Origin of the sequence: Serratia sp. TMDUHS_CL, from assembly GCF_037137105.1 — a bacterium.
GTDB lineage: Bacteria > Pseudomonadota > Gammaproteobacteria > Enterobacterales > Enterobacteriaceae > Serratia > Serratia nevei.
Genome location: NZ_JBBBDV010000003.1, coordinates 354,925 through 379,661, shown reverse-complemented (window position 1 = coordinate 379,661; position 24,737 = coordinate 354,925). Strand labels below are relative to the sequence as shown.

Genomic DNA, 24,737 nt, shown 5'->3' with positions numbered 1-24,737 from the left:
GTTTTGGTAATTACGTTATAACATATCACTTAAAGAGGAGAATAAATCTCATTTGAAATATTAGATTAAATAGTGTGTCAAAATAAGAATTAACAAATACAAAACAAATGAATAGCAATACGAACATTCAATAAACAAAATAAATGCAGCATAAAAAGCCAGTGAATTTAAGGAATGACATTAAAAGTAACAGCCGCTAACAGACAACCCCGCCGACGCACGGAATTGTTATGTTATAACAAAAACACCCTTTCCTTTTATGCTGGTTACCCTTATGGCTAAGACGGACCTTTTGAACACCCGGTTATCTCGCCGCAGAATGATGTTGGCAGGGTTGGCGGCCCTGGCGCTGAACGGCGCCGTTTCCCCGCTGGCTCACGCCCACGGCCTGCCACGCCCCAAAAAGCAGAACGGCCCTCACGGGGCGCGAAAAAGATTCCTGGTCATGTTGGATCCCGGTCATGGCGGCATCGACTCCGGAGCCATTGGCCACACCGGTTCGCTGGAAAAACATGTCGTTCTGGAGATCGCCAGAAATGTGCGTGCACAGCTCGATCGACACGGCATCGATGCCCGCCTGACGCGCGACAGCGACGTTTTTATCCCGCTTTACGATCGGGTGGAGATCGCGCACCGGCATGGCGCGGATCTTTTCATGTCCATCCACGCCGACGGCTTTACCTGCCCCAGCGCCTGCGGCGCGTCGGTCTTTGCGCTTTCCAATAAAGGCGCCAGCAGCGCGATGGCGAAATACTTATCGAACAGTGAAAACGCGGCGGACGATCTCGCCGGCCCTAACGTCATCAAGAAAGACCGCTATTTGCAGAAGATACTGTTTGATTTGGAGCAGACGGAAACGATCAAAGAGAGCCTGGCGCTGGGCTCGCACCTGATTCAACATATTGCGCCCATCCATCATCTGCATGCCAAAAATACCGAACAGGCGGCCTTCGTGGTCTTAAAGTCCCCGTATATTCCTTCCGTCTTGGTGGAAACCTCTTTCATCACCAACCCTGAGGAAGAAAGGCTGCTCGGCACCCCCGCCTTCAGAAATAAAATTGCCACGGCGATCGCTCAGGGGATCGTCAGCTACTTTAAACGCGAAACGCACGCTTAAGCTTCGCCGGGGCGGCAAGCTCACGGGCTTGCCGCGCACAGGGACGGTGCCATCATGATAAAACGCAATCCTCGTAATTTTTCGGCGGGCATGCTTTTCCCCCTGCTGGCCTTGTTGCCGTACGGCGCCTCCGCCGTGTCGTTGACGGGATCGCAGCAAAACAGCCTGAATTTCTACGGCACGATTATCGCCAGACGCTACAGCGGCCAAAACGAACGCGACGACGGCGACCGCAGCTACCTCTATTTCGGCCTGATAGGCAAAAAAAAGATCGCGCCGCGCTGGCAGGCCTACGCCCACTGGGAATATACCGTCAGCTTCGCCGACGCGACGCGCAACAGCACCCGGCTCGCCTATATCGGCGTGCAAAACGCCGCCCTGGGCAGCCTCGATATCGGCCGCAACTGGGGCGTGCTTTATGATGTGACCGCCCTGACCGGTCGCTCTCCGCTGTTTAGAGAGATGGCCTACAACTATATCGACAACTTTATGCGCGGCCGGGCGCATAACCTGCTCACCTACCGCCAACCTTTCAGCCTGTTTCAGCGGCGCGCCGCCCTCGCGCTGCAATACCAGTTCAAAGACGGCGACGAACGGCAAGCGCCGGGCAAACAAAACGGCAACGGATTCGGCGCCTCGTTCCGTTATGCGCTGACGCCGGCGCTCAGCCTCATCGCCGCCGCCTCGGCGTCTCAAACCACGCAGCGGCAGCAACACGCCGCCGGTTATCGCCGGCGCATCGACACGCTGGCCGAAGGGGTTCTCTATGCGTCGAAAAAAATCTATCTTGCGGCCGTGTTCACCCAAAGCGACAACGCCATCAGCCCGCAACAAACCGCTAACCGCGGCTCGGCGTCAAGTTATGAAGCGCTCGCCAAATATCGGCTGACGGACCATATTCAACCCAACATCGGCTATACCCGCTTGATACAGGCCCGGGCAGGCCGGAACACGGACTTATTGAACTATGAGGAGTTGGGGGTCACCTGGTTGCTCAACAGCAATATGCAGGTGTTCATTAACTATGAATTCAATAACCTTTCGCAGCACGCGGCCGGCGTCGATGCGTCGGACAAGCTCGATATGGGCATCAGCTATCATTGGTGATCCGCTCTCCCGCAGCCAATAAAAAGCCCCGCCCGGTAAGGGGCGAGGCTCGCGACGCGTTGAGTCTTTAGCTGTTCACGAACGCCAGCAGATCGGCGTTGACCTGATCGGCATGGGTGGTCGGGATGCCGTGCGGCGCGCCCTTATAGGTATGGAGCGTGCCGTTTTGCACCAGCTTGGCCGACAGCACGCCGGAGTCCTGATAAGGCACCACCTGATCGTCGTCGCCGTGGATCACCAGCACCGGAATGGCAATCTTCTTGAGATCCTCGGTGAAATCGGTCTGCGAGAAAGCGACAATGCCGTCGTAGTGCGCCTTGGCGCCGCCCATCATGCCCTGGCGCCACCAGTTCCAGATAATCGCCTCAGAGGGTTTGGCGCCCGGGCGGTTATAGCCGTAGAACGGGCCGGCGGGCACGTCGTAATAGAACTGTGCCCGGTTGGCGGCCAGCTGCGCCTGGAAATCATCGAACACCGCTTTGGGGGTACCCTGCGGATTGGCGTCGGTTTTTACCATCAGCGGCGGCACCGCGCTGATCAGCACCGCTTTGGACACCTTGTCCTCGCCGTGGCGCACGATATAGCGCACCACTTCGCCGCCGCCCGTCGAGTGGCCCACGTGCATCGCGCCCTGCACGCCCAGGTGTTTTACCACCGCGGCGACGTCATCGGCGTAGTGGTCCATGTCGTGCCCTTCCGACACCTGGCTGGAGCGGCCGTGGCCGCGGCGATCGTGCGCCACCACGCGGAACCCTTGGTTCACGAAGAACAGCATCTGGGCATCCCAGTCATCGCTGGACAGCGGCCAGCCGTGGTGGAAGTAGATAACCTTGCCGTTTTTTGGGCCCCAATCCTTGTAGAAAATCTCGACGCCATCGCTGGTTGTTACGTAACCCATGTCGTTTCTCCCATTTACACTATGGTTAAAAAAGAAGGTTGATACTGCGCGCGGCGCCGGGATCTCTGGCTCCCTCATCCCGGTTGGCCGACGATCTTGCGTTGATCGTTTAACGAGTATAGGTTTAAAGCTCACTTTAAGGTCAAACACGATTCGGCAAACCGCATTCCCGCTTTCACTCGGCATCAGGAGAATTCAAGTGCAGGGAGATGACATCCTCATGACGATGGAGCAACGGCTTGCCGCCCAGCGCCATGCCTTCCTGCGCGACGGCGCACCGACGATCGCTCAGCGCAAAACCGCCCTGCGCCGCCTGCGGAGCGCCATTTTGGCCCAGCGCGGTGCGCTGACGGCGGCCGTCAGCGCGGACTTCGGCCACCGCTCGCCTTACGAAACCGACATTCTGGAGATCCTGGTCACCGTGCAGGCGATCGATTATCTGCTGCGCCACCTGAAGCGCTTTATGCAGCCGGAACGCCGCCACGTCGCCCTGCCGTACCAGGCCGGGCGCGCCTACGTGCAATACCAACCTAAAGGCGTGATTGGCGTCATGGCGCCGTGGAACTATCCCTTCTCGTTGACCTTCATCCCGCTGGCCACCGCCCTGGCCGCCGGCAACCGCGTGATGCTGAAACCTTCGGAGCTCACGCCGCACACCAGTCAACTCATCGAAACGATGCTGGCGGCGCTGTTTCCCGCCGATGAGGTCGCGGTGGTGACCGGCGGGCCGGACGTCGGGGCCGGGTTCAGCACACTGGCGTTCGATCACCTGGTGTTCACCGGCAGCACGACGATCGGCCGCCAGATCATGCAGGCGGCCGGTAAAAATCTGGTGCCCTTGACGCTCGAGCTGGGCGGCAAAAGCCCCGCCGTCGTGGCGCCCGGCGCGCTCACCGCCAGAACCGTTAACAGCCTGGCGTTCGGCAAGCTGTCGAACGCGGGCCAAACCTGCATCGCCCCCGATTACCTGTTGATCCATCAGGACGATGTGGAAAACTTCATCGCGCTCTACGACGCGGCGGTCAAAGCGTTTTACCCTGACGGGCCGACGAGCCATGACTACGGCGCCATCATCAACGACAGGCACTACCACCGTTTGCAGGATCTGCTCACCGACGCCCAGGCGCGCGGCGCGCAAATCCATCCGGTCGGCCACCGCCCGGACTCGGCGGCGGAACGGCCGAAAACCCTCGCCCCCACGCTGATCGTCGGCGCCCCCGACGACAGCCGGATCATGCAAGAGGAGATCTTCGGGCCGCTGCTGCCGATACGCACCTACGCCGCCTTTGATGAAGCGATCGACGTTATCAACGCCGGGCCGCGCCCGCTGGCGCTGTACTACTTTGGCCCAGGCGGCACGCTGCAGGACAGGCTGCTGGCGCGCACCACCTCCGGCAACGTCAGCGTCAACGCCACCCTGCTGCATTTTGCCCAGGACGATCTGCCGTTCGGCGGCATCGGCCCCAGCGGCATGGGGGCCTATCACGGCATTGAAGGATTCCGGGCGCTGAGCCACGCCAAGGGCGTCTTCATCCAAAGCCGCTGGCACTTCACCGATCTGCTGCGCGCACCGTTCGGCAAGCTGGCAGACGCGGTGCTCAAGGTGATGCTGCGGCGTCGATAAGGCGGCGTGCCAGCTATCAATAACACAGCCATGAATCGCCGCAAGCTATCGCAATATTCACTCATTCCTATTTTATCTCTCCGCCGCCGCTGACTAAGCTTAGCCATGAGTCGCCCTGTGCCCGTTAGCGGCCAGGGCGATGTGATCCCATTGAGTTCAGTTATTTAGCGCAACACCCGACGCAAGCCTGACCCGCATGCCTTGTTAACCGCTCCACGCCCGGCGGCTGGAGCACCCTTACGGAAGCAGAGAGCGCATTATGACAACTGAAAGCAAATGCCCGTTTTCGGGCGGCAAGCAGCCCGCACCGCAAGACGGCCCCACCAATCAGGATTGGTGGCCTAATCAGCTCAGCCTGAAACCGCTGCATCAGCACTCCCCCCTGTCCGATCCGATGGACAAAGACTTCAACTACGCCGATGCCTTCAACAGCCTCGATCTGGCGGCGGTCAAACAGGATCTGCACGCCCTGATGACCGACTCGCAGGCATGGTGGCCGGCGGACTTCGGCCACTACGGCGGCCTGTTCATCCGCATGGCCTGGCACAGCGCCGGCACCTACCGCATCGGCGACGGCCGCGGCGGCGCGGGCGAAGGCCAGCAGCGCTTCGCCCCGCTCAACAGCTGGCCGGACAACGTCAGCCTCGACAAGGCGCGCCGCCTGCTGTGGCCAATCAAACAGAAATACGGCCGCAATATCTCCTGGGCCGACCTGATTATCCTGACCGGCAACGTGGCGCTGGAATCGATGGGCTTCAAAACCTTCGGCTATGCCGGCGGCCGCGCCGACACCTGGGAGCCGGACGACGTCTACTGGGGTTCGGAGAAGATCTGGCTGGAGCTGAGCGGCGGGCCAAACAGCCGCTACTCGGGCGACCGTGACCTGGAAGACCCGCTGGCGGCGGTGCAGATGGGCCTGATCTACGTCAACCCGGAAGGCCCGGACGGCAATCCCGATCCGGTGGCCGCCGCGCGCGACATTCGTGAAACCTTCGCCCGCATGGCGATGAACGACGAAGAAACCGTGGCGTTGATCGCCGGCGGTCACACCTTCGGCAAGACCCACGGCGCCGGCCCGGCGTCTAACGTCGGCGCCGATCCTGAAGCGGCCGGGCTGGAGTCGCAGGGCCTCGGCTGGCACAGCACCTTCGGCACCGGCGTCGGCAAAGACGCCATCACCAGCGGCCTGGAAGTCACCTGGACCACCACCCCAACCCAGTGGAACCACGACTTCTTCCGCCACCTGTTCGAATACGAATGGGAGCTGAGCCAAAGCCCGGCCGGCGCGCATCAGTGGGTGGCGAAAGACATCGGTGAAACCATTCCCGACGCCTTCGATCCGAACAAGAAACGCCGCCCGACCATGCTGACCACCGACCTGTCGCTGCGCTTCGATCCGGCCTACGAGAAGATTTCGCGCCGCTTCTATGAGCACCCGGAGGAGCTGGCCGACGCCTTCGCCCGCGCCTGGTTCAAGCTGACCCACCGCGACATGGGGCCGCGTGCGCGCTACCTCGGCCCGGAAGTGCCGCAGGAAGAGCTGATTTGGCAGGATCCGATCCCGGCGGTCGATCATCCGCTGATCGACGAGCAGGATATCGCCGCGCTGAAAAACGCCGTGCTGGCTTCCGGCCTGCCGGTGTCGGCGCTGGTCTCCACCGCCTGGGCTTCCGCTTCGAGCTTCCGCGGTTCCGACAAACGCGGCGGCGCCAACGGCGCGCGCATTCGCCTGGCGCCGCAAAAAGACTGGGCGATCAACCAGCCTGCGCAGCTCGCCGCGACGCTGGCCAAGCTGGAGAGCATCCAACGCACCTTCAACGATGCGCAGACCGGCGGCAAGCGCGTCTCGCTGGCAGATCTGATCGTACTGGCCGGCGCCGCGGGCGTGGAACAGGCGGCGAAGAACGCCGGTTTGGCCCTGACGGTGCCGTTCGCGCCGGGCCGCATGGACGCTTCGCAGGAACAGACCGACGTGGACTCTTTCGAGGCGATGGAGCCGCTCGCCGACGGTTTCCGCAACTTCCTGAAGGGCAAATACCGCGTGCCGGCCGAAACGCTGCTGGTCGACAAGGCGCAGCTGCTGACCCTGACCGCGCCGGAAATGACGGTGCTGGTCGGCGGGCTGCGGGTGCTCGGTGCCAACGTCGGCGGCACGCAGCACGGCGTGTTCACCCAGCGGCCGCAGGCGCTGACCAACGACTTCTTCGTCAACCTGCTCGACATGGGCACCACCTGGCACCCGGTCGATGAAGACGGCCTGTTCGAAGGGCGCGATCGCCGCAGCGGCGCGGTCAAGTGGACCGGCAGCCGCGTCGATCTGGTGTTCGGTTCACACGCGCAGCTGCGCGCGCTGGCCGAAGTCTACGGCAGCGCCGACGCGCAGGAGAAGTTCGCCCACGACTTCGTCGCCGCCTGGAACAAAGTGATGAACCTCGATCGTTTCGATCTGGCGTAAACACCCCGCAACGGCCTGCTTCGGCAGGCCGTTTTTCCTCCCGAGATCAACACCGCCTCCGCTCAACGCCAGCCGCAGCGCCCGTCGTTATATTTCATTTTTCCGCTTATTCGTATTTACTCAACAAGTCATATAAAAATTTGATGGGCGGCAATTCTTTTAATGCTGTATTTATATTTAGACGGCAATGAAGACCGTAAACTCAGCTGGCTAATGCGATATATCCCATCCAGGAGAACACCGTTATGGATTATCCTCGATTCACCTCAATATGCGCCAAGGCGGGCTTTATTCTCATCGCCGCCCCTTAGCGGCTGCGGGCCCGGCCGCCAAAGGCGCCCACCGTTTTTATGCCAATAAAAAAGAGGTTCTGCATCTGGGTGATATTTTCCTAGGCGCCAGACGCTCGCCCTTATTTAATGCTTCACCCCGCGCACTACGCTTTTCTTTTTTATTTTTCAACCGACGGGAAAGGTCATAGGGAATCACACTTTACTCAGGAAAATAACCGCTACCTGGAGGTCATCATGCAACATATTATCGGTATTTCTTCTCGTCGGCTGAGGATATCGGCCCTTGCGCTGCTGCTCCCGGCACTGTCCTGGGCGGCCGATACGGCGTCTCTCGCCGTAGGGCCGCAATATGACACCACCCATGTCTACGTCGAACGCGGCAAGATGGATGCTTTTGTCGACAGCATTCTGAAAACATTCGGCGGTACCAGCACCGAACGCGTGCTGGTCAACGTCACGCCCACGCCGAGCGAAACTTACTCCCAGCTGATACTGACGCCGGCCGGCAGCTTCTCGGTGTTCGATTTCAAAACGCCGATCCCGCACCCGTTCGGCACCGAGCGCAACGGTTTTCTGGTCAGGGATATGGACGCCGCCATCCGCCAAGCCAGGGCCGCCGGCGCCGATGTGCAGGTTGCGCCTTTCGACGATCCGATCGGCCGCGACGCGGTGATCCAGTGGCCCGGCGGCGTCAACATGCAGCTCTATTGGCACACCAAGGCGCCTAACTACAAGCCGCTGCTGAGCGTGCCGGAAAACCGCCTGTATCTCTCCGCCTACCGCGTCGACGATTTCCTGAAAAGCTACCAGGCGTTCTCGCACGGCAAGGTCGTGAGCGACGAACAGGTCAGCGATACGGCGATCGGCCGCAGCGACAACGGCAAGATCCGTCAGATCGAATTGGACTCCCGCTTCGGCAAAACGCGCATTTTCGTCACCGACGGGCATCTGCCTTATCCGTTCGGCCATGAGCGCACCGGCTATGGCGTCGACGATCTGCCGGCCACGCTGGCCAAAGCGACGGCCAGCGGCGCGCAGGTGCTGTGGCGTTCGACGGCGGCGGAGCGCCGCGCCTCGGCGCTGGTGCGTTTCCCCGGCGGCTACATCGCCGAAATTCACCAGGCGGCTAAATAAACCCAAGGCGCGCTGCGGCGCGCTTTTTTCTTCGGATATCCATGATGAAACGCACGCTTCCCGCACTGTTGCTGTTCTCCACGCTCCCCGCCCTGGCGGCGGAGCCCGCCGCGTCCCCCTGGAAAAACATCCCGTTGGGCGATACGGCCACCCTGTCTTTCGACGGTTCACTGCGCGAGCGCTATGAATGGACGGATCAACGGGATCTGAGCGGCGGACGCGACGATACCTTCATGCAGCGCCTGCTGATTGGCGCACGCCTCGACTATGGCGACAACTTTGGCGCCTATGTTCAGTTGGGATCGTCACTGGCCACGCCGCGCGATCGCGGGCGCAAGCCGACCGACGAAGATCATGCCTATCTCGGTCAGGGCTATGTGGACTTAAAACTGCCCACCGCCTACGGCCTCGGCACCCTGCGGGTCGGCCGCCAGGAGATTGCGCTGGGTTCGCTACACCTGATGGGCACCCGCGACGGCCCCAACGTGCGCCGTTCTTTCGACGCCGTCCGCGCCAGCTGGGCCAAGGATAAAAACCGCCTCGACGCCTTTATCGGCCATCCCGTCACCCTTAAAACCGGCAGTTTCGACGACGATACCGACAACAGCCAAAAGGTGTGGGGGCTGTACGGCACCACGCCGCTGGCCGCGCTGGCTTCCGCGCTCGATCTCTACACCTTCGGCTTTGAGGATAACGATGCCCACTACGCGCAGCTCAGCGGGCAAGAGCGGCGTTATACCGTCGGCGCGCGCATTTTCGGCGCGGCGCAGGGATTCGACTGGGACAACGAGGCCGCCTGGCAGTTCGGCAGCGCAGAACAGCGCGACATCCGCGCCTGGTCGGCGTCGGCGCACGCCGGGTATACGGTGAGCGACTGGCGCTGGCAGCCGCGCTTTGGCGGCAAAATTGGCATCGCCAGCGGCGATAAAAACGGTCACGATGGGCAGCTCAATACCTTTAACGCCATGTACCCCAAGCTGCCCTACCTGACCGAGAACGGGCTGGTGGCGCCGGCTAACCTGATCGCCATCCACCCTTCGGTCACGATTACGCCGTGGCAAACCCTGTCCATCGATTTCAGCTGGGACGCGCTATGGCGGCAACGCCGCGAGGATGCCTTCTATCTCGGGCCGATGCGCCCGGTGAAAGGCAGCGAGCAGGGCTCGCGCTTTATCGGCAATCAGTATCAGGTCGAAACCACCTGGACGCCACGCAGAGATCTCCAGTTCAAAGTGGCCTATGTCTACTTCGACGTCGGCCACAGCCTGCAGCAACATGCCGGGCTGAAAGACATGAACTTCGTGCTGGCGCAGGGCACCTACAGCTTTTAACGCCAGGCCAAGAAAAAGGGCGCCGAACCTGGCGCCCCGTCTGTCTCACACCGCTTCCAGCTCCCTCGCCAGGGTGGCGACCAGCTCCGCGGCCGGCATCGGCCGCGCCAGGCCCACGCCCTGCCCGGACCACAGCGACATAAACTCTCCGCGCCCGGCCTTGGCCGCCGCCTGGCGGATATCGCCGGTGAGCGCGTTCTGCACCGGATAAGGCAGGATCTGCGCCTCTTCCGCGCGCATCTGGCGCATGAAATCATTGACGATACCGCGCGCCGGGCGGCCGCTGAAGGCGCGCGTCAGGCGCGTGCTGTCATCGCCGGCGTTGCGCAGCGCCACCCGCCAGGCATCGGCGATGCCCGACTCCGGGCTGCACAGGAACGCGGTGCCCAGCTGCGCCGCCTGCGCGCCCAGCAAGCGCGCCGCCGCGATGCCGCGCCCGTTCATAATGCCGCCCGCGGCGATCACCGGGATCTTCACCGCCGCCACCACCTGCGGCAGCAGGGCCATCAGGCCGACGCAGGATTGCTCGATGTCGCCGAGGAAGGTTGGGCGGTGGCCGCCCGCCTCCGAGCCCGAGACGCAAACGAAGTCGGCACCCGCCTCTTCCCAGGCGCGGGCTTCCGCCACCGTGGTGGCGGTGCCGATCACCCGCGAGCCGGCCTTCTTGAACTGCGTAACCGTGGCGCGCGGCAGCACGCCGAAGGTGAAGCTGGCCACCGGCGGCGCCGCCTCCAGCAAGGCCGCGATCTGGTCGCGGTTGTTTTCGGCGAATTGGGTGGGGATCGGCGGCTCGCTCAGCCCCAGCGCTTCGCGGAACGGCCGCAGCAGGTGCTGGGCGCGCTTGAGCTCGGCGAGATCCGGGTGCTGCTCATCGAGCAGAAACAGATTGATGTTGAACGGCGCGGTGGTCTGCGCGCGGATCTGCTGCACGCGTTCGAGGATCACCGCCGGTGAAAACAGCGCCGCCGCGCACGAGCCCAGCGCCCCGGCGTTGCTCACCGCCACCGCCAACGCCGGCGGCGACGCGCCGTTCATCGGCCCCTGAACGATCGGATAGCGCAGCCCAAGCTCGCGGGCAAAAGCAGAAGGTGCCGTCATCAATGTGTCTCCCTGTGCTGACTACATTCGTCTTACGGCGGCCGCGCCGCCGAACCGACCAAAAGCATAGCACCTTCTCACCGCCTGGCCGTGCAGTTAATGCTTCACCTGATGCCGGTCGAGCGACAGGAAGTGATGCACCACCGGTTTCTCCGGCCCGATGTGGAAGCGCAACGCCTCCTGCTGCAGATCGGCGTCGGCGTGCGACACCCGCTGGTGCTGCCGCAGGTGCTCCGCCCAGGACTCCACAAGGAACCACTCCATGATGCATTCCGGATCGCCGGTGTGCTCGGTGATGCCCCAGGCGTAAGCGCCGTCGCGACGACGCGCCCGCTCCAGCATCAGCAGCGTGCGCAGGAACTGCGGCCGATCCTGTTCGCGGATGCGGTACTCCACCTGAATCATCACCGGGCCGCGATCGTTTTCAACCGGCGTGTTGACCAGCGGCTCCGGCCAATGGTTCGACGGCTGTAGATCGGCCTCGCCGGTCGGCAAACGCAGGCGGTGGAACAGCAGCCCCGCCGCCAACAGGCCGACGCCGCCGACCAGCAGCGTGGCGGCCACGCCCAGCTCCTGCGCCACCAGCCCCCACAGCAGGCTGCCCGCCGCCATCGCGCCGTTGAAGACCATCAGGTAGATGGCCAGGCCGCGGCCGCGCACCCAGTTGGGCAGCACGCCCTGCGCCGCGCCGTTGAGCGTGGTCAGCGCAATGATCCAGCCGGCGCCCAGCACCAACAGCAGCACCACCGCCAGCCACTGCGGCGGCGCCAGCGACAGGGCCGCCATCACCACGGCGGTGAGCACCGCCGCCAGCAGCACCAGCCCGTCGGCATTCAGCCGCTGGCGCAGGCGCGGCAGCGCGATCGCCCCGAGGATCGCCCCGGCGCCTACCGCCCCAAGCAGAACGCCGTAAAAACCGGCGCTGCCGCCCAGCATGCGGCGCGCCACCAGCGGCAGCAGCGCCCAGACCGAGCTGGAAAAGGCGAAAAACACCGCTGCCCGCAGCAGCACCACGTGCAGCTCACGGCTGGAACGGGCATAGCGCAGCCCGGCGCGGAAAGCGCCGAAGAAGTGTTCCGACAGGCCGCTGTCCTCGGCCTTCGGCCGCTTCCACCACAGCAGCGCCGCGATCACCAGCACATAGCTCATCACGTCCGCGCCGTAGGCCGCGCCGGCACCGAAGCTGGCCAGCAGCAGGCCGCCGGCCGCCGGGCCGATGGAGCGGGCGATGTTGATGCCGAGCGAGTTCAGCGCCACGGCGTTTTTCAGCTCGGTGCGCGGCACCAGCTCCGGCACGATCGCCTGCCAGGTCGGCCCCATCAGCGCCGCACCGATGCCGCCGACGAAGGTCAGCGCCAGCAGGTATTCCACCGTCAGCGCACCGGTCTGCGACAGCACCAGCAGGCTGCCGCTGACGCAGGCCAGCAGAATTTGCACGAAGATCAGAAAGCGCCGCCGATCGAGGATGTCCGACAGTACCCCGGCCGGGATCGCCAGCAGGAACACCGGCAGCGTGGCGGCGGTCTGCATCAGCGCCACCGCCGAGGGGTTGCTCGACAGATCGGTGATCAGCCACGAGCTGGCGACGTCGCGCATAAAGCTGCCGACGTTGCCGAGCACCGTGGCGCCCCACAGCACCGCAAATAATGGGATTTTCAGCGGCGCGAAGCCGCCCGCCGCCGCCTTGTTTTCCGTCTGTTCAGCCATCCGTTCGCTCCTTCAAATCGTTAAATGCCACCAGCAACAGCGCGCCGGCCAGCCCGAGGTGTTCAAAAAATCCGTTCATCATCTGGCCGCGCTCCGCCCCGTCGAACTGCCAGAACGGGTTGGCCATCAGCGTCGCCATCAGGGTAAAACCGGCCAGCGCCAACGCGCCGAGCCAGCGATAAAAGCCGCTCAGGATCAGCGCCGACGCCGCCAGTTCCAGCAGCGTGACCAGCACGGCGAACAGCGCCGCCGGCTGCAGGCCGAAGTGGGTCATCTCGGCAACCGCGCCTTCGACGTTCAGCGCCTTGACCAACCCGCCCTGGATGTAGGCGGCGCAAATGGCGAGCAGCAGCAGCCAGCGCACCGCGGGCGCATGCAGCCGCTGCGCGCAGCGGGCGGCGATAGCAGTCAGGTTCATCGCGCCCCCTTAGAACGGCGAATTCTGGATAAAGGCCAGCAGATCGGCGTTGAAGCGATCGGGATCGACCTGCGCCAAGCCGTGAGCGCCGCCGGCGTAAACGTTCAGCTCCGCCTGTTGCATAAGCTTAGCGGCTTTCAGCGCCGAGGCGCCGATCGGCACGATCTGATCGGCGTCGCCGTGCACCAGCAGCGTCGGCCTGTCGATCGCCAGCAGATCGGCGGTGTAATCCACTTCGGAGAACGAGCTCACGCCGTCGTACTGCCCTTTCACGCCGCCCTGCATGGCCATCAGCCAGAAGTGGTCGATCAGCCCCGCATTGCTCTCCACCTCGTCGCAGTGGAAGCCGTAGAACGGCACCGCCAGATCTTTGAAGAACTGCGAGCGGTTGCCCGCCACGCCGCTGCGAATGCCGTCGAAGGCCGCCATGGGCACGCCTTCCGGGTTGGCCGGCGTTTGCAGCATCAGCGGCGGCACGGCGCCCACCAGCACCACCTTCGCCACCCGATCGCTGCCGTGGCGGCCGATGTAGCGCGCCACTTCGCCGCCGCCGATGGCGTGGCCGACCAGGATCAGATCGCGCAGATCCAGCGTTTCAATCAGCAGAGCCAGATCGTCGGCGTATTGGTTGATATCGTTGCCGTGCCAGGTCTGATCCGAACGGCCGTGGCCGCGGCGATCGTGGGCGATCACCCGGAATCCGCTCTGGCCGAAAAACAGCAGCTGGTTGTCCCAGGCGTCGGCGGACAGCGGCCAACCGTGGGAGAACAGGATCGGCTGGCCGCGGCCCCAATCCTTATAGAAAATGCGCGCGCCATCGGGCGCGGTGAGGATGCTCATGACGTGTTCCTCGCTCGGTATTGAATTGGATTTTGTACCGGGTAACAGTACGGCAGGCGCAAAGGCAGTGATAACGGAATAATTTTCGCATGATCGCGAGTTTTTTTGCTGAAGAGGCCGGCGTCGCCACCGGCGCAAAACGTCAGATGTTTTCCAGATCGATGCCGCGCGTTTTCGGGCCGAACAGCCCGATCACCAGCATCACGATCAGCATGCTGGCGACGATAAACGCGATCACCCCCAGCGAGCCGCCGTACTGCAAGATAATGCCGATGATGATGCTGCTGAACACCGTCGACAGGCGGCTGAAGGAGTAGCAGAAACCGACGGCGCGGGCGCGGATGTGGGTCGGGAAGATCTCGGATTGATAGGAGTGGTAGCTGTAGGTCAGCCAGGCGTTGGACCAGGTGATGAAGAAGCCGCACAGGATCAGCCACAGCGGGTTGTTCTGCAGCGCGAACAGCGAGCCGAAGATCACCGTCACCAGGCAAGACAACACGATCTGCCACTTGTTCTCCATCTTGTCGGCGTAGAAGCTGCACAGCAGCGAGCCCAGCGGGTAGGCCAGCGTGATGAAGAAAGCGTACAGCAGGCTGTGGGTGACCGAAGCGCCCTTGCCCGACAGCAGCGCCGGCAGCCAGTTGCCGAAGCCGAAGAAGCCGATGGCCTGAAAGAAATTCATCACCACCAGCATCAGCGTGCGATCGCGATACTGCGGCGCCCAGATATCGCGAAAGCGGCCGCGCAGCGGCGCTCCCTCGGCATCGTCAACCGGGCGCGACGGGAAGTCCGTGGCCGCCACGCCGCAGCGCCGCTCCATATCCCGCATCACCTGCCGGGCCTGCGCATAGCGCCGCTGCTGCACCAGCCAGCGCGGCGACTCCGGCAGCCCCTTGCGCACCAGCCAGATCACCAGCGAAGCCAGCGCGCCGGCGATCACCACGTAGCGCCAGCCGCTCAGGCCCCAAATCGTCTGCGGCACCAGCCACCAGGACATCAGCGCCACCGCCGGCACCGACAGGAACTGCACGAAGAACGCGAAGGCGAAAGCCCGGGTGCGCAGATGCGCGGGCACCCACTCCGTCAGGTAGGTATCGATGGTCACCAGCTCAATGCCGAGCCCAACGCCCACCAGAAAGCGCAGAAAGATCACCCACTCCGCCTGCTGTTGAAACGCCAGCAGCAGCGAGAAGGCGCCATACCAGATCAGGGCGAACATGAAGGTGGCGCGGCGGCCGAAGCGATCGGCGTACGGACTCAGCAGGCTGGCGCCGACGAACAGGCCGAGAAAGGTGGCGGAGGCGAAGGCCGCCTGATCCGACACGCCGAAGACGCCCAGCGCGCCGGTGTGGAAAATGCCGTCGGCGATAAGGCCGGTGCTGATATAGCCGGTCTGGAACAGATCGTAGAGTTCGAAAAAGCCGCCCAGCGACAGCAGAATGATAAAGCGCCACAGACCGGCCGACGCGGGCAAGGCGTCGATTCTGGCCGCCAAATCCCGCGCATGGATCGGCGACGCCGCTACAGAGTCACTCACCGTTAACCTCGCATTAACATTTTTGATGACTTTCTATGCTAGCGAAGCGGCGTCGGAGTTAAATTTTTAATTAGCAGACTATGAAAAAAAGTTAAGCATAAAACGCTGCAGCAGCCTGTTTTATAGCAGGAAAATGCAACGCGGGATGCCGCAGCGGCATCCCGAATCGGTGGCTTAACGGCTGGGGTGCTGCTGCAGCCGTTCGCTGCGGTAGAAGCTCAGCAGGCACCAGCCGAGGGCGATCAGCGCCAGCGGCGCGGCGACGAAACCGATGTTGCCCATACCCAGATGCAGGCTCACCTGGTTGCCCAGCAGCGCCCCGCTGCCGATGCCGAAGTTGTACAGGCCGGAGAAGATCGCCATTGCCACGTCGGTGGCGTCCGGCGCCAGGCTCAGCACTTTGGCCTGCATCGACAGGCCGATGGCCATGATCGCCATGCCCCAGAAGATGCACAGCACCGTCAGGTGGCTTTCGCTGCCGGCGGCCGGCAACAGCAGCAGCAGGCTCAAGGCCAGCAGCGCGATGGCGCCGATAAAGAAGCCGGAAGGAAAACGCTCGCTGTAGCGGCTGAACAGCAGGCTGCCGACGATGCCGGCGGCGCCGAACAGCAGCAGCATCAGCGTGGTGAAGTTCTCCGACAGCCCGGCCACGGTCTGGATAAACGGCTCGATGTAGCTGTAGGCGGTGAAGTGTGCCGTCACCACGATGACGGTCAGCATGTACAGCGCCAGCAGCGCCGGGCGTTTGAACAGCAGCGGCACGCTGGCCAGCGAACCGGAGTGCTCGCTTTTCAGCACCGGCAGCAAGCGCCACAGCAGCACCAGCGCCAGGGTGGCGCACACCGCGATGCCGATAAAGGTCATGCGCCAGCCGAGCAGCTGCCCCACCACCCGCCCGAGCGGCAGCCCGAGCACCATCGCCAGCGCGGTGCCGCCCGCCAGCAGGCTCAGCGCCTGGGCTTTCTTGCCCGGCGGCGCCACGCGGATCGCCAGCGAGGCGGTGATCGACCAGAACACCGAGTGTGCCAGCGCCACGCCGGCGCGCGAGATGACCAGCGTGGTGAAGTTCCAGGCCACGGCGGTCAGCACGTGGCTGGCGATAAACAGCATGAACACGCCGATCAGCAGCTTGCGGCGCTCGATTTTGCTGGTCAGCAGCATGCACGCCAACGAGGCGGCGGCGACGATCCAGGCGTAGATGGTGATGATCAGGCCGACCTGTTCGGTTTGCATCGAGAAGCTGGCGGCGATGTCGCTCAGCAGACCGACCGGAATAAATTCGGTGGTGTTGAAGATAAAGGCCGAGACGGCGAGGATAACCACGCGCAACCAGGCGGTTGAGCGCGAAACGGCAGCGTGTTCCATGGTAAACAAAATCCGGACAGGTGCGGGTAAGTAGCGATATTTTAACCAACCGGCCCGCTAAATGCGATACGCGTCACACTTTAATTGTGTGGTTTTTTTCGCCGCATTTCGACACATTCGCAGACACACGGTTGCACAAATGCTGTGCTAATCTCTTGAAGCGTACCAATTTTTCCTGCCGCTCTTCCCCTCCGGCCGCCGCAGACGACGCGCCGCGCCGAAGAACCGCGCGCAGTGTCCATTTGGCGTTTTCTGAGGCGAGGTCATTATGTCCGCGATTTATGATTGGTCCGTGCTCGCATTGCGCAATGTTTACGATCGCCGCATTCAGGGCAAGCCGGTGCTCGACAGCGCCGCGCTGTTCCCCGACGCCGAACGTTTCACCGCCCAATGGCGGCAGATCCGCGAAGAGGCGCTGACCGTCGCCCACGATCTGCACAATATTCCCCGTTTTCACGAGATCATGATCCAGCAGGAATCGATCTCCGCCAACGACGCGCGCGACTGGCGCATGTTCATCATGAAGGCCTACGGTCAGCCGATCGCCCGCAACCTGGCACGCTGCCCGACGCTGGCAGCGCTGATCGCCTCGTCGCCGGACGTGCTGTCCGCCTCGCTCTCCTTCCTGGCGCCCGGTAAACAGGTGCCACCCCACCGCGGGCCGTTCCGCGGCATTCTGCGCGGCTATCTGGTGCTGGACATGCCCAAACGCGCCGACGGGGTGCCGGCGGCGGTGCTGAAAGTGGACGGCCGCGAATACCGGCTGCACGAGGGGGAGTTCATGCTGTGGGACGATACCTTCGAACACGAGGTGTGGAACGACAGCGCGCAGGTGCGCACCGTGCTGCTGCTGGACATCCGCCGCCGCGACATGCCCGGCGGGTTGCGGCTGCTCTCCAGCGCCATCATCGCCCTGGTGCGGCTGAACGTGCGCTGGATGCAGCGCCAGTTCTAAGTCCGGCGCCCAGGCGACTACCCGTCCCGGGAGGTCGGGCATTGCTGCGCCAGCCACTGCTCGGCAGTGGTGGTGGCTATGCCCTGGCGCGCATTGAAGGTCTTCGCCTTATCCCAGGCCACGCCGTCGGGCCGGGCGAAAGCCAGCCGGTATTTGGCGCCGACGTCACGCGGATGGTTCAGCACCTCCTCCTGTAGCCGCTCTTTGTTCAACAGGACTCTGTTGACCTCAACGCCCCAGTGCGCCTGCATGACATCGGCAAGCTCGCGGTAGGTCAACGTGTCCCCGGCGATATAGACCACCTGGTTGCGAAACGCGGGCCGATGGAAAAAAATCGCGGCCGTCAGCCGGCCAATGTCCTCGGGGGTGGTCAGCGTCACCGCGTAACGCCAGTCGCCCAACGCGCGCACCGTTTTGGTTGCCGCGTCCACCACGCCAAAACCCGGGTCAAACAGGTAGCTGGTGAAAATGCCCGTGGAAACAATCACCCACTCCGTCGCCTTCTGCGCACGCAGCAGGTGGCGCACTTCGAGCTGTTCATCCCACACCTGTTGCCCGCTGCCTGTGCCGACAACATCGTAGTCCACGCCGAACTGCCACGGGAAGTAGCGCGCCACGCCCGCCTGCAAAACGGCCTGGGTGATCTTTATCTGCGTGCCCGCCCCGCCGACAAAGCCGCTGCAGTTGATCACCGCGTCGAAGGAACAGAATAGCGCACTCAGCGCCTCCACGCTGTTTTGCTGCAGATCGCCTTCCACCACGGCGATGCCGAGCCGCGCCAGCGCATCCCGCCGCGCCCGATGCGGGCCGCTGACGGCGCGGGCGGCCTCCGGCCGCAGCAGCACGCTGATGTTTAAAGCGTGGTGTAACCGGGCCTGCCGGCTCATCGCGCGCAATACCGGCAGCCCCAGTTCACCGGCGCCGAGTATGAGCACGTTATTGATGGATGGATTTGTGGATTTCATTCTTGCCTCCTGTCTTGACACTGCGCCATCCTGACAGCTGACAAAAACGGGTTCAATTAGGTACACGCGTGATACCGGAGAGGAATATGACGAACGATCGGGAAGCGCTGCTGCAATTTTCGCAGGCGTTCTGTGAAGAATTGAGCAACGACGATGAAGGGTTGAAGCGTGAGATCCTCGCGCATGCGGGCAACCGTTGGTCGCTGGGGGCATTGCATATCCTGGGCACCCACGGGCCGCTGCGCCACGGCGAGATAGGCCGCCAATTAGCGGGCGTGACGCAGAGAATGCTGACGCGGACGCTGCGCCATCTCGAACGGGACGGGCTGATATCGCGCTGCGATTATCAGGAAAAGCTGCCCCGCGTGGTTTACACCATCACCGACGCGGGGAAAGAGATGCTGCTCAACATGCTGCCGCTCTGGTCGTGGATTATCGCCTCCGCCGACGCCTTCAGGGCGGCCCGCTCGCGCTACGATGAGCAAGAACGAAGCGCCGCCGGGGGATGAACGCGGGCCTCCCTGCCCGTGGGGCGGCGCTCAACCGCCGCCCAGATAGGCCTTTCTTACCTCCGGATCGTTCAACAGCTCTTGCCCGCTGCCGGTGAGGCGGATCTGGCCGTTGACCATCACATAGCCGCGATCGGACAGCTTCAGCGCATGGTTGGCGTTCTGCTCCACCAGAAACAGCGTCATGCCGCTGCGGGTCAGCTCGCGCAGCACGCCGAAGATCTGCCGCACCACGATCGGCGCCAGCCCCAGGCTCGGCTCGTCCAACAGCAGCAGCTTCGGCCGGCTCATCAGCGCGCGGGCGATCGCCAACATCTGCTGCTCGCCGCCGGACAGGGTCATCGCACGCTGGTTGCGCCGCTCCTTGAGGCGCGGAAACAGCTCGAACATGCGCGGCAAATCCTCTTCCAGATAGCGATTGCCGACGGTGATGGTGCCCATCAGCAGGTTCTCCTCCACGCTCATGTCCGGAAAGATGCGCCGCCCCTCCGGCGCCTGCGCGATGCCGCCGGCCGCCACGTAGTGTGTGGAGCGGCGGCTGATGTCCTCGCCGCCAAACAGGATCTGCCCGCCGGCGATGCGCGGCTGGCCGAAGATCGACATCAACAGCGTGGATTTGCCCGCGCCGTTGGCGCCGATCAGCGCCACCGTCTCCCCGGCGTTGACCTGCAGCGACACCTGGCGCAGCGCCTGGATCGGCCCGTAAAACACGTCCACTTCGCGAAATTCCAGCATCGCTTCGCTCATCCCGCCAGCTCCTCTTCGTCCGCGCCCAGGTAGGCGGCGATCACCGCCTCGTTGTGCTGGATCTCCTGCGGCGTGCCGCGGGCGATCACGTCGCCGTGATCGAGCACGATCACCCGATCGGAGATCTCCATCACCATGCCCATGTCATGCTCGATCAGCAGCACCGTGATGCCGTGATGCTGGCGCAGAAAACGGATGATGCGGCTCAGCGTGGCCGTTTCCACCGGGTTCAGCCCGGCGGCCGGCTCGTCGAGGCAGATCATCTCCGGCGCGGTGCACATGGCGCGCGCGATCTCCAGCCGCCGCTGCTGACCGTAGGACATCTCCCCCGCCAGCCGGTTGGCGCAGTCCACCAGATCCACCACCTCCAGCCAGTAGAAGGCGTGATCCAGCGCAGCGCTCTCCGCCCGGCGGTAGCCCGGCGTATTCAGCACCCCGGCGATCAGGTTGCGGTTGCTCTGCATGTGCTGCGCCACCAGCAGGTTCTCCACCACCGACATTTCGCGGAACAGGCGGATATTCTGGAAGGTGCGCGCCAGCCCGGCGCGGTTGACCAGGTGGGTGCCGCCGAACATCTTGTAATAGAGGCGCGAGCCGAGCCGCTTCGGGCGTATCCAGTCGCCGGCGCGAAACTTTTGCCCCAGCACCTGGATCACGTCGGTCGGCCGCTTGTGGGTATTGAGCAGGATCGCGCCGCCGCTGGCGCGGTAAAAGCCGGTCAGGCAGTTGAACACCGTGGTCTTGCCGGCGCCGTTGGGGCCAATCAGGGCGGTGATGGAGCCGCGCTCCACCTCCAGATTGACGTCGTTCAGCGCCTTGATGCCGCCAAAGCGCATCATCAGGTGCTCCACCCGCAAAATGGCGTCGCTCATGGCGCCACCCCCTTGCGTTCGGCGAAGCTGGCGCGGCTGATGCGCACCAGCCCGCGCGGCCGCCAGATCATCATCGCCACCATCAGCACGCCGAACAGCAGCACCCGGTATTCCGCGAAGCTGCGCAGCAGCTCCGGCGCCACCGTCAGCACGAAGGCCGCCAGCACCACGCCGAGGGTGGAGCCCATGCCGCCCAGCACCACGATCGCCAGGATCAGCGCCGACTCGAAGAAGGTGAACGAGGTCGGGTTGACGAAGCCCTGATAGGTGGCGAAAAACACCCCCGCCAGCCCGGCGGTGGAGGCACCCAGCATAAACGCCGACAGCTTCACCAGCACGTGATTGAGCCCGAGAGAGCGGCAGGCGATCTCATCCTCGCGCAGCGCCTCCCAGGCGCGGCCGATCGGCATGCGCGTCAGCCGGTGCTTGATGTACAGCACCAGCAGCACCACCAAAAACAGCACCGCGTAAATGAAAATGAACTTGAGGTTGGGGTTGTAATCGATGCCGAGAAACTCGTGGATCGGCACCCCGCCGTCTTTGGCGCGGCGGCCGAACTCCAGGCCGAACACCGTCGGCGCCGGCACCGAGACGCCGTTCGGCCCGCCGGTGAGCGACATCCAGTTGTTCAGCACCAGCCGGATGATCTCCCCAAACCCCAGCGTGACGATCGCCAGGTAGTCGCCGTGCATGCGCAGCACCGGAAAGCCCAGCAGCGCGCCGGCCAGCGCCGCCATCAGCGCCCCCAGCGGCAGCATCGCCCAAAACCCCAGCCCGAGGTACTGATAGCCCAGCGCCAGCCCGTAGGCGCCGATGGCGTAAAACGCCACGTACCCCAGATCGAGCAGCCCCGCCAGGCCGACCACGATATTCAGCCCCAGGCCGAGCAGCACGTAGATCAGGCCGAGGATCGCCACCGTCAGCAGGTATTTGGTGGCGACGAAGGGAAACAGCAGCGCGATCGCCGCCATCAGCGGCAGGATCCAGCGCAGGTTGGATTTATAGCCCAGCGGCCGCACGTAAACGCCGTCGTTGCCGCCGTCGAAGCGCGCCAGCACCCTGCGCCCCGGCGCGGTTTGCAAGAACAGGCTCAGCAACAGCCGCCCGGCCATCACCGCGATGATAATCCACACCAGCCGGTGCGGCTCGAAGTTGAAGCTGTAGCCGTTCAGCACGATGCCGACGATCGGCCCGAACACGATCAGGGCGATCAGCCCGGCCAAGACGGCGTCCAGCAGGCTGCGTTTAACGTCCAGCCCGCCGTTGATCACGGATTGCGACATGGCGTTCTCCTTAAACCTTGGCGATCAGCGGCCGGCCGAGCAGGCCCTGCGGACGGAAGATCAGGATCGCCACCAGCAACCCGAAGGAGAACACGTCCTTGTAATCCGAGTTCACCATGCCGGCGAACTGCGCCTCCGCCACCCCGAGCAACAGCCCGCCCAGCATGGCGCCTGGCAGCGAGCCGATGCCGCCCAGCACCGCGGCGGTGAAGGCCTTGATGCCGATGATAAAGCCGACGTAAAAATCGAAGGTGCCGTAGTTCATGGTGATCAGCACCCCGGCCAGCCCGGCCATGGCGGCGCCGATCACGAACACCAGCGAGATCACCCGATCGGTATTGATGCCGAGAATCGAAGCCATTTTGCGATCCTGCTGGGTAGCGCGGCAGATGCGTCCCAGCCGGGTGCGCTGAATGATGTAGGTGAGGATCGCCATGCCGAGCAGCGACGCCACCAGAATAAACACCTTGGTGTAAGTGATCTGCACCACGCCGCCGTCGAACTCCAGGCGGAACACGCCGCTCAGCAGCGTCGGGATGCCCTGCTGGCGCGGCCCCTGGCTTATCTGCGCGTAGTTTTGCAGGATTAACGACATGCCGATGGCGGAGATCAAGGGCGCCAGGCGGGTGGAGTTGCGCAGCGGCTTGTAGGCGATGCGCTCGATCACCCAGCCGTACACCCCGGTGATGACGATGGTGAACACCAGCGTGCCGAGGATCAGCAGCGGGAACGAGTGCAGCCCGAAGAACGACAGCAGCGCCAAGCCGATGGCGCACAGGTAGGCGGAGATCATGTACACCTCGCCGTGGGCGAAGTTGATCATGCCGATGATGCCGTAAACCATGGTGTAGCCGATGGCGATCAGGCCATACACCGCGCCAAGGGTCAGGCCGTTGATCAGCTGTTGCAGAAAGAATACATCCATAATGAGCAGTCTCGCCTGGTAAGGCCGCCAACGCAGTCCGACGCGGCCCAAAGGTCATCGCGGAACGGGCTCGCCAGAGCGGCGAGCCCGTCGGTCATAGGGTTACAACTTCAAGGTTCGGCCGTTTACAGCTGGTGATATTTGCCCTTGTCATCCCATTGGTAGACCACGTAGTCCGAGACCTTCAGATCGCCCTTCTGGTCCCAGGCCTTTTTGCCCATCACGGTATCGACGTCGTGTGACTTCAGCCATTCGGCGGCCTTGGCGCTGTCTTTGCCGCCGGTGGCGTTGAAGGCGGCGGCGATCGCCTGAATCGAGGCGTAGGAGTAGAGGGTGTACCCTTCCGGTTCAAAGCCGCTGGCGCGGAACTTGGCGATCACCGCCTTGCCTTCCGGGATCAGACGCGGATCGTTGCCGAAGGTCATCAGCACGCCGTTGGTGTACTGCGGCCCGCCGGCGGCGGTCACCAGCTCTTCGGTCACTACGCAGTCGCCGGAGAAGAACTTGGCGGTCACGCCCTGCTCGCGCATCTGGCGCACCAGCGGCCCGGCTTCCGGATGGCAGCCGCCGAAGTAGACCACGTCCGGCTTGACCGAGGCGATCTTGGTCACCAGCGCGTTGAAGTCTTTCTCGCCGCGCGACAGCCCCTCATACAGCACTTCTTTGACTCCGCGCTTGTTCATCGCCGCCTTGGCGGCGTCCGCCAGCCCCTGGCCGTAGGTGTCTTTATCGTGGATCACCGCGATGCGTTTGGCCTTCAGGGTATCCAGCATGTAGTTGGTGGCGATCGCGCCCTGCTGATCGTCGCGCCCGCACATGCGGAACATGGTCTTCATGCCACGCTCGGTGATTTGCGGGTTGGTGGAGCCGGGGGTGATGGCGATGATGCCGGCCTCGTCATACACCTCGGAGGCGGGCATGGTGGAAGAGGAGCAGAAGTGGCCGACCACCGCCGAGACCTTGTCCTGATCCACCAGCCGGTTGGCGACCGCGACCGCCTGTTTCGGTTCGCAGGCGTCATCCCCCTGCACCAGCTTGATTTTTTCCCCTTTGATGCCGCCGGCGGCGTTGATGTCCGCCGCCGCCTGCGAAGCCCCGCGCCAATACTGATCGCCATAGGTGGCGTTCGGCCCGGAGAACGGCCCGGCGACGCCGATGACGATATCGGCCTGCGCGGAAAACGCCGTACCTAAACAACCGATGAGCAAAGCAGCGAGCGGACTTTTTATCAATTTCGATGACATTGTTATCTCCCTCAGCACTGTTGTAGCGAAACGCCCGGGGGCGCGGATCAGTCACTTTATGTGTAGACGGGGAAAATAATTTTCTTGAGAGCGCAGTCGCATTCCCCAAAAATGGGTAAGCAAAAATCCAGCCATTGTGACGACGAATACATATTGCTTGCTTATTCATCCTACATATCAGTGGCGGCGCGGCGTGTGGCGGGGATAACGGGGTCGGGGCCGTACGGCTAGCATGAGAGGGGGCATGAGAGGGAGAGTGGCCCTGCACCATCGCCGTGCAAGGGCATGTGCAAGCGACGCGATAACGAGACCG

The 24,737-nt window shown here is 63.3% G+C and carries 21 protein-coding genes; 8 read left to right on the top strand and 13 right to left on the bottom strand.

The window, feature by feature from the left end:
- Positions 1–274: 274 nt before the first annotated feature.
- Together amiA and WCL58_RS08865 are read left to right on the top strand one after the other, a co-directional pair.
- A complete protein-coding gene (gene amiA, locus WCL58_RS08870) occupies positions 275–1,117 on the top strand; it encodes an N-acetylmuramoyl-L-alanine amidase AmiA (RefSeq protein WP_060420869.1) in 843 nt (280 codons plus the stop codon).
- 54 nt (positions 1,118–1,171) lie between these two features.
- Positions 1,172–2,224 (top strand): porin, encoded by a 1,053-nt coding sequence (locus tag WCL58_RS08865; protein WP_336850926.1) that lies wholly within the window; start codon positions 1,172–1,174, stop codon positions 2,222–2,224.
- A gap of 67 nt (positions 2,225–2,291) precedes the next feature.
- Here the strand turns inward: WCL58_RS08865 and WCL58_RS08860 are convergent, their stop codons facing one another.
- Positions 2,292–3,122: an alpha/beta fold hydrolase gene (locus tag WCL58_RS08860; RefSeq protein ID WP_060434591.1), complete on the bottom strand. Its 831-nt coding sequence runs from the start codon at positions 3,120–3,122 to the stop codon at positions 2,292–2,294.
- A 199-nt stretch (positions 3,123–3,321) separates the two neighbouring features.
- Here WCL58_RS08860 and WCL58_RS08855 point away from each other — a divergent pair, with 199 nt between their 5' ends.
- The 4 genes from WCL58_RS08855 to WCL58_RS08840 all read left to right on the top strand — a co-directional run bounded on the left by WCL58_RS08855 (position 3,322) and on the right by WCL58_RS08840 (position 9,959).
- Positions 3,322–4,746: a coniferyl aldehyde dehydrogenase gene (locus tag WCL58_RS08855; protein ID WP_244951323.1), complete on the top strand. Its 1,425-nt coding sequence runs from the start codon at positions 3,322–3,324 to the stop codon at positions 4,744–4,746.
- Between the two features lie 259 nt (positions 4,747–5,005).
- Positions 5,006–7,201: a catalase/peroxidase HPI gene (katG, locus tag WCL58_RS08850; protein WP_147840133.1), complete on the top strand. Its 2,196-nt coding sequence runs from the start codon at positions 5,006–5,008 to the stop codon at positions 7,199–7,201.
- A gap of 527 nt (positions 7,202–7,728) precedes the next feature.
- Entirely contained in the window at positions 7,729–8,628 is a 900-nt protein-coding gene (locus WCL58_RS08845) for a glyoxalase (protein WP_336850925.1), read from the top strand.
- Between the two features lie 41 nt (positions 8,629–8,669).
- Positions 8,670–9,959: an alginate export family protein gene (locus WCL58_RS08840; RefSeq protein ID WP_336850924.1), complete on the top strand. Its 1,290-nt coding sequence runs from the start codon at positions 8,670–8,672 to the stop codon at positions 9,957–9,959.
- A gap of 45 nt (positions 9,960–10,004) precedes the next feature.
- Here the strand turns inward: WCL58_RS08840 and WCL58_RS08835 are convergent, their stop codons facing one another.
- The 6 genes from WCL58_RS08835 to WCL58_RS08810 form a co-directional block, all read right to left on the bottom strand.
- Positions 10,005–11,057 (bottom strand): NAD(P)H-dependent flavin oxidoreductase, encoded by a 1,053-nt coding sequence (locus WCL58_RS08835; protein WP_203089544.1) that lies wholly within the window; start codon positions 11,055–11,057, stop codon positions 10,005–10,007.
- Between the two features lie 96 nt (positions 11,058–11,153).
- Entirely contained in the window at positions 11,154–12,764 is a 1,611-nt protein-coding gene (locus tag WCL58_RS08830) for an MFS transporter (RefSeq protein ID WP_025303481.1), read from the bottom strand.
- The gene (locus WCL58_RS08825) at positions 12,757–13,182 is read right to left on the bottom strand and encodes a DoxX family protein (protein WP_033635204.1); all 426 of its coding nucleotides are present in this window, start codon (positions 13,180–13,182) and stop codon (positions 12,757–12,759) included. The genes WCL58_RS08830 and WCL58_RS08825 overlap by 8 nt, the downstream gene beginning before the upstream one ends.
- A gap of 9 nt (positions 13,183–13,191) precedes the next feature.
- Complete coding sequence (locus tag WCL58_RS08820; protein WP_147840130.1) at positions 13,192–14,022, bottom strand: alpha/beta fold hydrolase; 831 nt, start codon at positions 14,020–14,022, stop codon at positions 13,192–13,194.
- Between the two features lie 142 nt (positions 14,023–14,164).
- A complete protein-coding gene (locus WCL58_RS08815; RefSeq protein ID WP_334273795.1) occupies positions 14,165–15,559 on the bottom strand; it encodes an MFS transporter in 1,395 nt (464 codons plus the stop codon).
- Between the two features lie 174 nt (positions 15,560–15,733).
- Positions 15,734–16,924, bottom strand: coding sequence for a sugar transporter (locus tag WCL58_RS08810; RefSeq protein WP_033654945.1), 1,191 nt, complete (start codon positions 16,922–16,924; stop codon positions 15,734–15,736).
- A 268-nt stretch (positions 16,925–17,192) separates the two neighbouring features.
- On the opposite strand from WCL58_RS08810, the gene WCL58_RS08805 reads away from it, so the two are divergent.
- Positions 17,193–17,879, top strand: a complete 687-nt coding sequence (locus WCL58_RS08805; protein ID WP_041035890.1) for an aspartyl/asparaginyl beta-hydroxylase domain-containing protein — start codon at positions 17,193–17,195, stop codon at positions 17,877–17,879.
- 17 nt (positions 17,880–17,896) lie between these two features.
- Here the strand turns inward: WCL58_RS08805 and WCL58_RS08800 are convergent, their stop codons facing one another.
- Positions 17,897–18,844, bottom strand: coding sequence for an aromatic alcohol reductase (locus WCL58_RS08800; RefSeq protein ID WP_336850922.1), 948 nt, complete (start codon positions 18,842–18,844; stop codon positions 17,897–17,899).
- An 86-nt stretch (positions 18,845–18,930) separates the two neighbouring features.
- Between WCL58_RS08800 and WCL58_RS08795 the strand changes: the two genes are divergently transcribed.
- A complete protein-coding gene (locus WCL58_RS08795) occupies positions 18,931–19,353 on the top strand; it encodes a winged helix-turn-helix transcriptional regulator (protein WP_060420328.1) in 423 nt (140 codons plus the stop codon).
- Between the two features lie 30 nt (positions 19,354–19,383).
- Here WCL58_RS08795 and WCL58_RS08790 read toward each other — a convergent pair whose 3' ends face one another.
- The 5 genes from WCL58_RS08790 to WCL58_RS08770 form a co-directional block, all read right to left on the bottom strand.
- On the bottom strand, positions 19,384–20,100 hold the full coding sequence (locus WCL58_RS08790) for an ABC transporter ATP-binding protein (protein WP_041035896.1): 717 nt from the start codon (positions 20,098–20,100) through the stop codon (positions 19,384–19,386).
- Positions 20,097–20,972, bottom strand: a complete 876-nt coding sequence (locus WCL58_RS08785; protein ID WP_033635209.1) for an ABC transporter ATP-binding protein — start codon at positions 20,970–20,972, stop codon at positions 20,097–20,099. The genes WCL58_RS08790 and WCL58_RS08785 overlap by 4 nt, the downstream gene beginning before the upstream one ends.
- Positions 20,969–22,255, bottom strand: coding sequence for a high-affinity branched-chain amino acid ABC transporter permease LivM (livM, locus tag WCL58_RS08780; protein ID WP_060420324.1), 1,287 nt, complete (start codon positions 22,253–22,255; stop codon positions 20,969–20,971). The genes WCL58_RS08785 and livM overlap by 4 nt, the downstream gene beginning before the upstream one ends.
- Before the next feature lie 10 nt (positions 22,256–22,265).
- Positions 22,266–23,180, bottom strand: coding sequence for an ABC transporter permease subunit (locus WCL58_RS08775; RefSeq protein ID WP_004928592.1), 915 nt, complete (start codon positions 23,178–23,180; stop codon positions 22,266–22,268).
- A gap of 125 nt (positions 23,181–23,305) precedes the next feature.
- Positions 23,306–24,424 carry a branched-chain amino acid ABC transporter substrate-binding protein gene (locus WCL58_RS08770; protein WP_048234441.1) on the bottom strand — a complete coding sequence of 373 codons (1,119 nt, stop codon included), beginning with the start codon at positions 24,422–24,424 and terminating at the stop codon, positions 23,306–23,308.
- Between the last annotated feature and the right edge of the window lie 313 nt (positions 24,425–24,737).